Origin of the sequence: Mesorhizobium sp. M3A.F.Ca.ET.080.04.2.1 (genome assembly GCF_003952525.1) — a bacterium.
GTDB lineage: Bacteria > Pseudomonadota > Alphaproteobacteria > Rhizobiales > Rhizobiaceae > Mesorhizobium.
This window is the reverse complement of the sequence record NZ_CP034451.1, coordinates 1528388-1541211: the sequence shown is the minus strand read 5'-3', so window position 1 is coordinate 1541211 and position 12824 is coordinate 1528388. Positions and strand designations below refer to the sequence as shown.

Here is a 12824-nt window from a genome sequence, read left to right as displayed (position 1 = left end):
AGGAACGATAAGTGTCGCGTCCGCCGCGCTCCCTCTGTCCTGCCGGAAATCGTTCCCCACAAGGAGGGAGATTGGCAACTTTCGCGCCTCGCTCACTCTTGCGACATTTGAGTTTGGCGAAGACGGGCATGACAACTGATCTCCCCAAGTGGCCTCAAGGGGGGAAATGTCCGGCAGGACAAAGGGGGGCGCTGTCCCGCCAGCGTGAAGCGACGCGCCGGACGTCGCTACTGCGCAGAGGGCTCTTCGGCATCCCCTTCATCGGTGAAGGGCGAGGCGCTCGGCACGCACTGCACGGCCCAGCCCTGCGGCGTCGGCTGCTTCTGATATTCGGTGATGGCATTGGTGCACTGTTCGCGGGTGTCGAAGGTGCTGGGCAGCACCACCATGCCGCCTTGCGGGCCGGCGATCACCAGATACCAGACCAACGCTACGCTGGGAGTGGCAGCCATGGGAATTCCTCGCTTTGCTGGATGTCGGAGTCGGAGCGATCCTAGCAACTCGCCGCTCCTGGCGAAAGCACGCGCGGCGGAGCGATGCTCCGCCGCGCGATCACAGACCCGTGAACCGAACGCCGCGTAAAGCTATCACTCGACGGCGAAGCAGTAGAACAGGCCGTCGCCGCCTGTGCCCTTGAGCGCCTCCTGGCTGCAGCCGCCGCGCGAGGCATGCGAGGAGTTCCACGATTTGGCGGCGGCCGAATCGTCGAGGCCCATGCGGTCGTGGTGGCCCATCATCGCCGCACCCTCGGCGCCGCTCATCGTCCAGTCGCCGCAGGTCTGGTCGGCAATCTTTGTGCCGTCGGGCTTCGAACCGGTCAGGATGTCGTGGCGGTTCGGCTCGTCGCCGCGTCCATTCACCACCTCGCCTTTCTCGTCGAGCGCCGTCTGCTTGGTGATGCCGTTCGCGTCGCCGTGCAGCGAGGCGACGTCGTCGGCGATCTTCTCGCCCTTGGCGTTGAGCCAGGGGCCCTTGCCGATGCGGTCGCGGGCGTCTTCGGCGCTGGTCGAAAGATAGGCGTGCCAGGTCTTGCCGGTGACGCCGGCGGCTTCCGCCAGCGAGGCGCAATGCGCGTCGGCACCCTTCAGCCCGCCAAGGTCGGCGCCCTTGCCGGAGCCGACGCTGGTGACGAAGAAGCTCATCTTGGCATCTTGCGAGAGCGCGACGCCCGCCGTGGCGGCGAGAGCGGCGACGCTGGCGGCGACGAGAAGAAATCTGCGCATGTCGGCCTCCGGTTTCGAATGTCCTACATTCGAAGAACGCAACCGGTGGCCTGTTTAATCCGCGCCGGGCGCGAGTTTATTGCAGCGGCTCCGGCAGCCGGTAGGCGACGAAGCGGTTATGCTTGGCCTGGAAGATCAGCCCGGTTTCCTTCAACTCTGGACTTGCTAGCGGCACGATGCGTTTGGCGCTTTCCGCAGGATGAGGCAGCGTTTCCGGATCCTCGCCGGGCATTGCCTGCGCGCGCATCGCGGTGCGGGTGCTGCCGGGATCCGCGGCATTGACCCGCAGCGGCAGGCTCTCGGTCTCTTGCGCCCAGGAGCGCATCATCGCCTCCACCGCCGCCTTGGAAGCCGCGTAGGGCGCCCAGAAAGGCCGGGCCGAATGGGCGACACTGGAGGACATGATGATGGCGCGGCCGGCATCGGAAAGGCGAAGCAGCGGATCGACCGAGCGGATCAGGCGCCAGGTCGAAGTCACGTTGATGGTCATCACCTTCTCGAAAGTCTTGGCCTCCACATGGCCGATCGGCGTGATCACGCCGAGGATGGCGGCATTTGCGACCAGTATATCGAGCTTGCCCCAGCGTTCATGGATCGCGCCGCCGAGCCGGTCGATGCCGGCCATGTCGGTCAGATCCAGGGGCACCAGCGTCGCCTGCCCACGACCATCGGCCTTGATCTGGTCGTCGAGTTCCTCCAGCCCGCCGACGGTGCGGGCCACCGCGATCACATGCGCGCCGGCCAAAGCCAGTTCCTTGGCGATGAAATAGCCGATGCCGCGCGAAGCGCCGGTGACGAGGGCCACGCGGCCGGAAAGGTCGAGGGTCATGCGGAAGATTCCATGGGATCGGCGTGAAGCACCCCTCTCTGCCCTGCCGGGCATCTCCCACTCAAGGAGGGAGATTGGATTTCACCGGCGCCGGCTCTTATTCTGCGGCCTTGGAGAGCAGCGAAATTGGTGGCGACAGCTGATCTCCCCCCTTGAGGGGGAGATGTCCGGCAGGACAGAGGGGGGTAGCCTGGCGAATACAATGGTGACCCGGACTACGACCCGCTGCTCGCCAGCAGCGACAGCGTGCGCACATTGTCGTGGCCTTCGAAGTCGAGCAGGCGGGTCGGGTACTGGCCGGTGAAGCAGGCGTCGCAGAACTGCGGCTGGTCGTCGTCGCGCCGCGCTTCGCCGACGGCGCGATAGAGCCCGTCGATGGACAGGAAGCCGAGCGAATCGACGCGGATGAACTCGGCCATCTCCTCCACCGACATGCGCGACGCCAGGAGCTTCGATTTCTCCGGCGTGTCGACACCGTAGAAGCACGACGCGCGGGTCGGCGGCGAAGCGATGCGCATGTGCACTTCCCGGGCGCCGGCATCGCGCACCATCTGCACGATCTTCTGGCTGGTGGTGCCGCGCACGATTGAATCGTCGACCAGCACCACGCGCTTGCCCTCGATCATGCGGCGGTTGGCGTTGTGCTTGAGTTTGACGCCCATGTGGCGAATGGAATCGCCCGGCTGGATGAAGGTGCGGCCGACATAGTGGTTGCGGATGATGCCGAGCTCGAAGGGAATGCCGGCAGCCTGGGAAAAGCCGATGGCCGCCGGCGTGCCCGAATCCGGCACCGGCACGACGATATCGGCCTCGACCGGGTTTTCCTGCGCCAGCTCCGCCCCGATGCGCTTGCGCACGTCATACACATTGCGGCCCTCGACCGAGGAATCCGGCCGCGCGAAATAGACATATTCGAAGATGCAGAAGCGGGTCTTCTGCGGCTCGAACGGAAATACGCTTTCAATGCCTTTCGAGGTGATCACCACCATCTCGCCCGGCTTGATGTCGCGCACGAAGCGGGCGCCGATGATATCGAGCGCGCAGGTCTCGGAAGCCAGGATCCAGGCGCCGTCGAGATCGCCCAGAACCAGGGGCCTGATGCCGAGCGGATCGCGGCAGCCGATCATCTTCTTGGCCGTCAGAGCCACCAGGGAGAAGGCGCCTTCGACCTGGCGCACCGCGTCGATGAAGCGCGAGTTGAGGTCGCGCTCTTTGCTGGTGGCGACCAGATGCAGCAGCGTCTCGGTGTCGGAGGTCGAGGAAAAGATCGAGCCCTGCTTCTGCAGCACGCGCTGCACGGTGAGCGCATTGGTGAGGTTGCCGTTGTGCGCTACCGCCAGGCCGCCTTCCGCAAGCTCGGCGAAGAAGGGTTGGATGTTGCGCAGGCCGGCGCCGCCGGTGGTGGCATAGCGCGTATGGCCGATGGCACGGTTGCCTTGCAAGCGGTCGATGACGTTCTGCTTGGTGAAGGTGTCGCCGATCAGGCCGACATGGCGCTCGACGTGGAACTGGCTGCCGTCGTAGGAGACGATGCCGGCCGCTTCCTGGCCGCGATGCTGCAGGGCGTGCAGCCCCAGCGTGACGATGGCCGCGGCATCCTGCCGGCCGAAAATGCCGAACACGCCGCACTCGTCGTGGAAATGGTCATCGGCCTCGGCCGAAAGCACGTCGCCTGCGTCTGCCTTCGAGTCTGCCATTGGGGGCTCAAGCTCCGCTAAAACCGCCATATAAGGCGATTGGGCGCCGAACGCAACGCGCCCCGTTGGGCCTTCATCAACATGATGCCGGCCGCTTTGCCGGCAGGCTTTCAGTTTGCCGGCGCCGGACTGGCGGGAGCCGGATTGGCCGGGGCCGCCGGTTCGTTGTCGGCCGGGGCCTCGCCTTCACTGTCGTCTGGCGCCGGCGCATTAGTGTCGTCGCCGGCGGCAGGCGGCTCGGCAGCCGGCTGGTCGGTCGTCGCCGGCGCTTCGGTGGTGGCCGTGCCCTTGTGCGTATACTTGTTGACCAGCTCTTCCGTGTTCTCGGGCAGCACGCTCTCGAGCTTGGCGCCGATGGTCTCCAGAAGCGGACGCGACTTCGCGTTGGCGACCCAGGCGGGCGCCTTGGCGCCGGCCAGCCAGTTGAAGAACAAAAGCGCCACGGCGACCACCAGAATGCCGCGCGCGGCGCCATAGAGGAAGCCGAGCGTGCGGTCGAGCGCGCCGATGCGCGAATCGATGATCCAGTCGGCGATCTTCATGGTGATCACCGAGACGACGATCAGCGCGATGATGAAGACGATGCCGGCCGCCGCCGCCATGGCGACCTTGTCGTTGTCGACATAGGGCTGAACGTATGGCAGCACCGGCTTGTAGAACAGGAAGGCCGCTACCGCCGCCGCCGCCCACGAGATGACCGAAAGCACTTCGCGGGAAAATCCGCGCACCATGGCAAGCATCGCCGAGACCAGGGTGAAGCCGACGAGAATTCCGTCAAGCAGCGTAATCGGCATATCCTTCGCCCCACATCATGAGCCGCATCACTCCCCCTCGTCGGCGCGGCTGCGTCGTGAGCCGGCTATGCGCGCCACAAGGTCGGCAAGCTCGGTGGGCTGAAAAGCGCCGGCCCCGATTCCCCCGGCAACTTCCTCGCTGCCCAAGGGCAGCACCGCGCTTCCGAAGCCCAGCTTTTCGGCCTCTTTGAGACGCTGCTGCGCATGCGCAACCGGCCTCACCGCGCCCGACAGGCTGATTTCGCCGAAATAGACGCAATCGGCGGGAAGGGCAAGACCGGTGAGCGAGGAAACCAGTGCGGCGGCGACCGCGAGATCGGCCGCCGGCTCGCTGATGCGATAGCCGCCGGCGACGTTGAGATAGACATCGTGCTGGCCGAAGCGGACGCCGCAATGCGCCTCCAGCACCGCCAGCACCATGGAGAGCCGCGCGCCGTCCCAGCCGACCACGGCGCGGCGCGGCGTGCCGAGCGAGGACGGCGCCACCAGCGCCTGGATCTCGACCAGCACCGGCCTCGTCCCTTCCATGCCGGCGAAGACGGCCGCACCCGGCGATTTCGCGTGACGCTCTCCGAGGAACAGCTCGGATGGATTGGAGACCTCGCGCAGACCCTTGTCCGACATTTCGAAGACTCCGATCTCGTCGGTCGGCCCGAAGCGGTTCTTCACCGTGCGCAGGATGCGAAAGTGATGATTGCTTTCGCCCTCAAAATAGAGCACGCCGTCGACCATGTGCTCGACGACGCGCGGCCCGGCGATTTGGCCTTCCTTGGTGACGTGGCCGACCAGCACGATCGCCGCGCCTGTGGATTTCGCGTAGCGGATCATCGCCTGCGCGGCGGCGCGAACCTGGGTAACGGTGCCCGGAGCCGAGTCGGCGAGATCGGTCCACAGCGTCTGGATGGAATCGAGAATGACGAGGTCCGGCCGCTTGCCGTCGGCTATTGTTGCCAGGATGTCCTCGACGTTGGTTTCGGCGGCTAGCTCGACCGGCGTCGAAGCGACGCCGAGGCGCTGGGCGCGCAGCCTGATCTGCGCAACCGCCTCCTCGCCGGAGACGTAGACGATGCGGTGGCCTTTCGATGCAAGCGCTGCGGCGGCCTGCGTCAGCAGCGTCGACTTGCCGATGCCGGGATCGCCGCCGACTAGGAGCGCCGAGCCGCGCACGAAGCCGCCACCGGTGGCGCGGTCGAGCTCGCCGATGCCGGACACGATACGCGGCGCGTCCTCGATGTCGCCGGCAAGGCTGGTGAGCACCACGGCGCGGCCCTTGCGGGCATTGCGCGTGTTGGCCGGCCCCGAGCCGATGCCGCCGGCCGTGCCTTCCTCGACCAGCGTGTTCCATTCGCCGCAGCCATCGCATTTGCCGGCCCAGCGCTGATGCACCGAGCCGCAATTCTGGCAGATGAACTGGACGCGTGATTTGGCCATCAGCGTCGCGCCGATCGCAAGTTTTCGAAGGCTGGCGTTCCCGCCCACCCCCCTCTGGCCTGCCGGCCATCTCCCCCGCAAGGGGGGAGATCAGCAGCTTGGCCGCCGGCGTTATTTTTGCAACGTTGGCGATTGGCGAAGGTCGCGATGACAGTCAATCTCCCCCCTTGCGGGGGAGATGTCCGGTAGGACAGAGGGGGTGTGACGGAGCGCTGACGTGGGCCAAAACGCTACTCAAACCTCTCCGGCAAATGATGCTCTTCCGCCAAATCCGAGAAGCGGGTGAATTCGCCGTGGAAGGCGAGGCTGACGGTGCCCGTCGGCCCGTGGCGCTGCTTGGCCACGATGCACTCGGCCTTGCCGCGCGCCTCGTTCATCTCGTTTTCCCATTTGACGTATTCCTCGGTGCCGAGCTTCGGCTCGCGGTTCTTGAGGTAATACTCCTCGCGGTAGACGAACAGCACCACGTCTGCGTCCTGCTCGATCGAGCCGGATTCGCGCAGGTCCGATAGCTGCGGGCGCTTGTCGTCGCGGCTTTCGACCTGGCGCGACAGCTGCGACAGCGCGATGATCGGGACGCCGAGTTCCTTGGCGAGCGCCTTCAGACCGGTGGTGATCTCGGTGATTTCCTGGACGCGGTTCTGCGAGGCCCGGGCGCTCGAGCCCTGCATCAGCTGGATATAGTCGATGACAATGAGGTCGAGGCCGCGCTGGCGCTTCAGGCGCCGGGCGCGGGCGGAAAGCTGGGCGATCGAGATACCGCCGGTCTGGTCGATGAACAGCGGAATCTTCTGCATCGTCTGCGAGCAGGCGACCAGCTTCTCGAAATCCATCTCCGTGATCTCGCCGCGGCGGATCTTCGAGGACGAAATCTCGGTCTGCTCGGAGATGATGCGGGTGGCGAGCTGCTCCGACGACATTTCCAGCGAGAAGAAGCCGACGACACCGCCATTGGCCGCCTTGAACGTTCCGTCGGCCTGCTGCGCCGGTCGATAGGCTTCCGCGATGTTGAAGGCGATGTTGGTGGCCAAGGAGGTCTTGCCCATGCCGGGGCGGCCGGCAAGCACGATCAGGTCGGAGGGCTGCAGGCCGCCCATGCGGCGGTCGAGGTCGCGCAGCCCGGTGGCGATGCCCGACAGTTGGCCATCACGCATATAGGCGGCATTGGCCATGTCGACGGCGGTCTTGACCGCATCGTTGAAGCTTTCGAAGCCGCCGTCGTAGCGGCCGGTCTCCGCCAGCTCGAACAGGCGCCGCTCGGCGTCCTCAATCTGATCCGAAGGCGACATGTCGACCGGCGCGTCATAGGCGATGTTGACCATGTCCTCGCCGACCGTGATCAGCGCGCGGCGCGTAGCAAGGTCGTAGATTGCTCGTCCGTAGTCGGTGGCGTTGACGACGGTGACGGCCTCGACCGCGAGCCGCACGACATATTGCGCCACCGTCATGTCGCCGACCTTCTCTTCCGCCGGCAGGAAGGTCTTCAGCGTGATCGGCGTGGCGATCTTGCCCATGCGGATCAGCTCCGCCGCGACCTCGAAGATGCGGCGGTGCAGCGGCTCGTAGAAATGCCCGGGCTTCAGGAAATCCGAGACGCGGTAGAAGGCGTCATTATTGACGAGAATAGCGCCGAGCAGCGCCTGCTCGGCCTCGATGTTGTTCGGTGCCTCGCGATAGAGCGGTTGCTCCGCCACGCCCAGTTTGCGCGCTGCTTCAGCCATGATGTCCCCGATTTCGATCCCGGACCTTCGATATCAGAACTGCAGAAATCGGTGCTGACCATTCTGCAACAGTGCCTGTCTAACCGGCCTCGATGCTCGCGATTCACAACCAAAATTTTTCCGTGGAAAGATTCGTGATTGACTCGAATCGAGAAGCGCAAGCGTAGCGGGTGTACGGGCGGAACAAAACAAGAAAATGCAACTTGGTTTTGCATCGGTCGCGTTGACCGCGATCCGCCGAGCTAGCGCTGCACATGCAACGCCGAGATCGTCGAGAATATGCGGCCTATCCCAGCGTGCTGCCCCAGTCCGCCCGCCGCGCAGCCCTGAACCTATCGCCGTCGCGCTTGCTGAGAAGCGTCTCGCCGGCGCTGCCGTCCGGCTCGCAAAGCTTCAGCACCACCTTGCCGGAACCTGCCTTCGGCGGTGCGATCACGCGCGCCCCGCGCACCGGCGCGGGGTCTCGCGAGGCGGCGAGATAGATGAACTTCTCGTCCTCCCACGGCACGTCGGCGTCCTTGGCCAGCCGGTGCAGCCGCGAGCGGGCGACCCGGCGCGAGAAATGGCACCAGTCGGGCGCAAGAAGCGGGCAGGCCGCCTCATGCGGGCAGGGCGCCAGCACATGCGCGCCGGCATCGATGAGTTGGCAGCGGGCGGCAAGGATGCGCTGCCAGCCCGCCGGCGTGCCGGGCTCGACGATCAGCAGCGTGTCGGCGGTGAGACGCCAGAGCCCGCCGATAAGCTTCGGCAGCGAGGCCGGCACGATCTCGTCCAGCACATAGGCCGCGCTGACGAGGTCGGCGGGTCGAATGTCGTCGAGGTCGATGGTGGCATCACCCGCGATCCAGCTCGTCCGGGCGCCGATCGTCCCGCCCGCCAGCGACTGGCCGACCTTGCGCACCGCGGCGCTCGCCTCGACCAGCACCGCCTGCTCGAGTTCCGGCCAGACGTCGGCTGTGGCCCAAAGCATCGTGCCAGGCCCGGCGCCGATATCGAGCAGGCTGCTCGGCTGGAAATCGGGGCGGGTGGCGGTCAGCGCGCCGAGGCTGGCGCGGACCGCGGCATAGGTGGCCGGCAGGCGAGTCGCCAGATAGGCCCTGACCGCCAGGTCCTCGGCCATGTGCAGGCGACCATCGCGCAGTTCGGCGCGATAGCGTTCCGAAAGCGTCCTCGCCGCCTGTCTGAGGGACGGCAGAGGCACCTTGTCGAGCAGGCTGTCGACACCTTGCCGGAGCGGGGCAGGGAGCTCCACCTCAAGCTCCTCTCGGCGCCAGCAGGATGGCCGAGGCGCCGACGATGCAGAGCATGGCCCCGGCCAGATCCCAGCGGTCGGGCCTCACACCTTCAGCCAGCCAGAGCCAGACGAGCGAAACGGCGATATAGATGCCGCCATAGGCCGCATAGGCGCGGCCGGCGGCCGATGCGTCGACAAGCGCCAGCAGGAAACCGAACAGGGCGAGCGAGACCAGGCCCGGCACCAGCCAGAGCGGCGATTTCGCCAGCCGCCACCAGGCCCAGAAGGAAAAGCATCCGACGATCTCGGCAAGCGCGGCTGCGGTGTAGATGAGGTAGGTCATGACTGGATCGGTAGCTCTTACAGGGACTTGTCACAAGATGGGGAGCAGGGATCGCAAGTATGGCGGGCCAGCGCCCCCTCTGTCCTGCCGGACATCTCCCCACGAGGGGGGAGATCAGATGCGCGCCGGCTTTCGCCAATCACAGTTATTGCAGGAAGAGCGGGGCGGCAGAAACTGCTAATCTCCCCCCAAGTGGGGGAGATGTCCGGCAGGACAGAGGGGGGGCGCGAAGGAACGCGACGCTGGTGGCTACCCTCTTTCGCGTGAGCCCTTCTTACTGCACCTTCTTGCGGCGAGTGGGCTTGGCCGGCGGTGCCGGCTCCTGATGGCCCATGTCGCGCAGTTCCAGCGCCTTCTCGCATTTGGCCATGTAGTCGCGCGTCGTCGGCAGCGTGTCGTTCCGCTTGGCGAGCTGGAACTGGAAGATGACCAGGTCCTGCCAGCGGAAGGCGGCTTCCGAGGCGGCCAGGTAGAATTCCCACATGCGGCAGAAGCGCTCGTCATAGATTGCCCTGGCCTTGTCGCGGTTGGCGGCAAAGCGCAGCCCCCAATGCTTCAGCGTTTCCGCGTAGTGCAGGCGCAAAACCTCGATGTCGGTGACCACCAGTCCGGACTTCTCGATCGCCGGCATCACCTCCGAAAGCGCAGGGATATAGCCGCCGGGAAAAATGTATTTGCGGATGAAGGCGCTTGTCGCCCATGGCACGCCGGAACGGCCGATCGTGTGCAGCAGCATCACGCCGTCGGGCTTGAGCAGCGTCGCAGCCTTGTCGAAGAAGGTGCGGTAGTGGTTGACGCCGACATGCTCGAACATGCCGACCGAGACGATGCGGTCGAAGCGCTCATTGAGCGCGCGATAATCTTTGAGATCGAAATGGACGCGGTCCTGCAGGCCCAGCGCATGCGCGCGGTCGGTGGCGACGCCGTGCTGTTCGGTCGACAGCGTCACACCCTGCACGTCGACGTCGAAAGCCTTGGCGAGGTAGAGGCCAAGCCCGCCCCAGCCGGAACCGATGTCGAGCACCGTCTGCCCGGGCTTCACTCTCAGCTTGGCGGCGATATGGCGCTTCTTGGCGAGCTGCGCCTCGTCCAGCGTCATGTCGGGCTGTTCGAAATAGGCGCAGGAATACTGCATGTCCTCGTCGAGGAAGAGCTTGTAGAGCTCGCCCGACAGGTCGTAGTGGCGCTGCACGTTGCGGCGCGAGCGCGAGGCGGTGTTGATCTGCTGCAGCCGGCGGAAGGCGTGGCGCAGGCCTTCGATCGCTTTCGACCAAGCAGCGTCGATGCCGCCGCTGCCCATGTTCTGGAAAGCGATGCGCATCATTCCGAGGACGCCGCCTTCGAGAATGTCGAGCTCGCCGTCCATGTAGGCTTCCGGCACCGCCAGCATCGGATCGAAGGAGATCGCGCGCTCGGCATGCCTGGTCTTGATGTGCATGTGGACCGGCTCGCCGGTGCCGTCGCCGAACGTATGGGCGGAGCCCTTCGGCCCCGTGACCTTGAGATTGCCGGTCCGAACCAGGCGGTCGAGGATGTGCTTCAAAAGGATGTTCATGACCAATCGTCCCTCAAGGTCAGACAGGCATGGCGCATGTTTCCGAACTGTCGCTTTCGGAAGGAGCATGCGCCAGGAAATCCACCATCGCGTCCTCTGTGTGCGTCCTAAGGACGCGCGACGCTCTAGTCTGCCTCAAGATATGGGGTCTCGAAAAGTTCCTTTTGGCACAAAAAAGCCCGGGTCGAAGACCCGGGCGTTGGTCCAGAAATTCCTGGACCTCGATTGGGCAGGAGCGGTGCTCCGGCGAGGGCGGTCAGGCGTTGTCTTCGCCGCCTTCGAACTCGGCGTTCGGGTCGAAGAAGTTCTCCGGCCGGGCATTGTCGTTGATGTCCTCGCCATAGATGGCTTCAGCCGTCGTCAGGGTCTCGCCCTTGGCCTGGCGCTCGGCTTCCTCGGCGGTGCGCGCGACATTGAGCGTCACGGTGACCTCGACTTCCGGATGCAGCGCGATCGCCACATTGGAGAGGCCAATGGTCTTGATCGGCTGGTTGAGCTCGATCTGGTTGCGGCTGACCGTGAAGCCTTCCGCCGTCAGCAGTTCGGCGATGTCACGGGTCGACACCGAACCGTAGAGCTGGCCGGTCTCGCCGGCCGAGCGCACGACGATGAAGCTCTTGCCGTCGAGCTTCTCGGCGACCTGGGCGGCCTCCGATTTGCGCTCGAGGTTGCGGGCTTCGAGCTGGGCGCGCTGGCCTTCGAACTTTTTCTTGTTGGCTTCGTTGGCGCGCAGCGCCTTGCCCTGCGGGAGCAGGAAGTTGCGGGCGAACCCGTCCTTGACCTTGACGGTTTCGCCCATCTGGCCGAGGCGGGAAATGCGCTCGAGGAGAATGACTTCCATGGTTTCGTTCCTTCACTTTGGCGCCATTCAGGATGGCGTCGGACTGTTTGGAACAGGTCAGGAAGCAAAAAGTGGCGTCGCCGCCGTGTCGCTGTCCTGCCTGTCTGGGCAGTTAGAGGCCTGGCCTCAACCCGGGGTTTGATGCTCAACCCGACGCGCCCGTCGCGCCGGTGGAAAGTGCGGGCGGCGAACCGCCCGCTTACTGGACCATGATCCCGAAAACTGGATACCGGTTCTCGGGAAAGATCATGGTCAACTCAAAGGCGTCAGCGAACCACGTAGGGCAGCAGGCCGAGGAAGCGGGCGCGCTTGATCGCCTTGGCGAGCTCGCGCTGCTTCTTCTGGCTGACGGCGGTGATGCGCGACGGCACGATCTTGCCGCGCTCGGAAATGTAGCGCTGCAGCAGACGCACGTCCTTGTAGTCGATCTTCGGGGCGTTGGCGCCGGAGAACGGACAGGTCTTGCGACGGCGATGGAAGGGACGCCGGGTCGGGATCTGATTGATGTCGACCATTATTCTGCACCCCCTTCAACGGCTTCGCGCGGACGGCGCGGACCGCGCTCGCCATCGAAGCTGCGTGGCGGACGGTCGCCACGATCGCCACGGTCACGGTCGCCGAACGAACGCGGGCCGCGATCGCCGCGGTCACGGTCGCCGAAGCCGCCGCGCTCGGAGCGTTCCTCGCGCTTCTGCATCATTGCCGAAGCGCCTTCCTCATGCGCTTCGACCTTGACGGTGAGGAAGCGCAGGACATCTTCCGACAGGCCCATCTGGCGCTCCATTTCGTTGAGCGCAGCCGGCGGGCAGTTGATGTCCATCAGCGTGTAGTAAGCCTTCCGGTTCTTCTTGACCCGGTAGGTGAGGGACTTCAGTCCCCAGTTCTCGATCCGGCCGACCGAGCCGCCATTCGCGGTGATGACGCCCTTGTACTGTTCGACAAGCGCATCAACCTGCTGCTGCGACAGGTCCTGCCGGGCAAGAAACACATGTTCGTAAAGAGCCATTATGTTTTTCTGCCTTTCTTCGTTTCTCTTACCGGCCCTCGCGGCTAAGCCTCTGCAACTTGTCTGACCCGGCCGGAGGCGCGGGGAAGAAAGGAGCATCGCGAGACGGTCGAGAGCGGAGACACGGGAGGCGGAAGCCCTTCTGGCTTC

The 12824-nt window shown here is 65.2% G+C and carries 13 protein-coding genes; all 13 read right to left on the bottom strand.

Annotation, left to right across the window (positions count from 1 at the left end; genetic code table 11):
- Positions 1 to 227 precede the first annotated feature (227 nt).
- Positions 228 to 452 (bottom strand): hypothetical protein, encoded by a 225-nt coding sequence (locus tag EJ074_RS07620; RefSeq protein ID WP_040984608.1) that lies wholly within the window; start codon positions 450 to 452, stop codon positions 228 to 230.
- 135 nt (positions 453 to 587) lie between these two features.
- Entirely contained in the window at positions 588 to 1223 is a 636-nt protein-coding gene (locus EJ074_RS07615) for a hypothetical protein (protein ID WP_095805779.1), read from the bottom strand.
- Between the two features lie 76 nt (positions 1224 to 1299).
- Positions 1300 to 2052 (bottom strand): SDR family NAD(P)-dependent oxidoreductase, encoded by a 753-nt coding sequence (locus EJ074_RS07610; RefSeq protein WP_095805780.1) that lies wholly within the window; start codon positions 2050 to 2052, stop codon positions 1300 to 1302.
- A gap of 215 nt (positions 2053 to 2267) precedes the next feature.
- Positions 2268 to 3749: an amidophosphoribosyltransferase gene (gene purF, locus EJ074_RS07605; protein ID WP_095805781.1), complete on the bottom strand. Its 1482-nt coding sequence runs from the start codon at positions 3747 to 3749 to the stop codon at positions 2268 to 2270.
- A gap of 110 nt (positions 3750 to 3859) precedes the next feature.
- Positions 3860 to 4543 (bottom strand): CvpA family protein, encoded by a 684-nt coding sequence (locus tag EJ074_RS07600; protein WP_129552879.1) that lies wholly within the window; start codon positions 4541 to 4543, stop codon positions 3860 to 3862.
- Between the two features lie 27 nt (positions 4544 to 4570).
- Complete coding sequence (gene radA, locus EJ074_RS07595) at positions 4571 to 5974, bottom strand: DNA repair protein RadA (protein WP_129552878.1); 1404 nt, start codon at positions 5972 to 5974, stop codon at positions 4571 to 4573.
- A 230-nt stretch (positions 5975 to 6204) separates the two neighbouring features.
- Positions 6205 to 7695, bottom strand: coding sequence for a replicative DNA helicase (locus EJ074_RS07590; RefSeq protein WP_129552877.1), 1491 nt, complete (start codon positions 7693 to 7695; stop codon positions 6205 to 6207).
- 286 nt (positions 7696 to 7981) lie between these two features.
- A complete protein-coding gene (locus EJ074_RS07585; RefSeq protein ID WP_095805784.1) occupies positions 7982 to 8947 on the bottom strand; it encodes a small ribosomal subunit Rsm22 family protein in 966 nt (321 codons plus the stop codon).
- A gap of 1 nt (position 8948) precedes the next feature.
- The gene (locus EJ074_RS07580; protein WP_095805785.1) at positions 8949 to 9272 is read right to left on the bottom strand and encodes a YnfA family protein; all 324 of its coding nucleotides are present in this window, start codon (positions 9270 to 9272) and stop codon (positions 8949 to 8951) included.
- A gap of 274 nt (positions 9273 to 9546) precedes the next feature.
- A complete protein-coding gene (locus EJ074_RS07575) occupies positions 9547 to 10827 on the bottom strand; it encodes a cyclopropane-fatty-acyl-phospholipid synthase family protein (RefSeq protein WP_095808677.1) in 1281 nt (426 codons plus the stop codon).
- Positions 10828 to 11083: 256 nt separating this feature from the next.
- Entirely contained in the window at positions 11084 to 11668 is a 585-nt protein-coding gene (rplI, locus tag EJ074_RS07570; RefSeq protein ID WP_095808678.1) for a 50S ribosomal protein L9, read from the bottom strand.
- A 266-nt stretch (positions 11669 to 11934) separates the two neighbouring features.
- Positions 11935 to 12183 carry a 30S ribosomal protein S18 gene (rpsR, locus tag EJ074_RS07565; protein ID WP_006203718.1) on the bottom strand — a complete coding sequence of 83 codons (249 nt, stop codon included), beginning with the start codon at positions 12181 to 12183 and terminating at the stop codon, positions 11935 to 11937.
- Complete coding sequence (gene rpsF, locus EJ074_RS07560; protein ID WP_095808679.1) at positions 12183 to 12674, bottom strand: 30S ribosomal protein S6; 492 nt, start codon at positions 12672 to 12674, stop codon at positions 12183 to 12185. The genes rpsR and rpsF overlap by 1 nt, the downstream gene beginning before the upstream one ends.
- Positions 12675 to 12824: the final 150 nt, after the last annotated feature.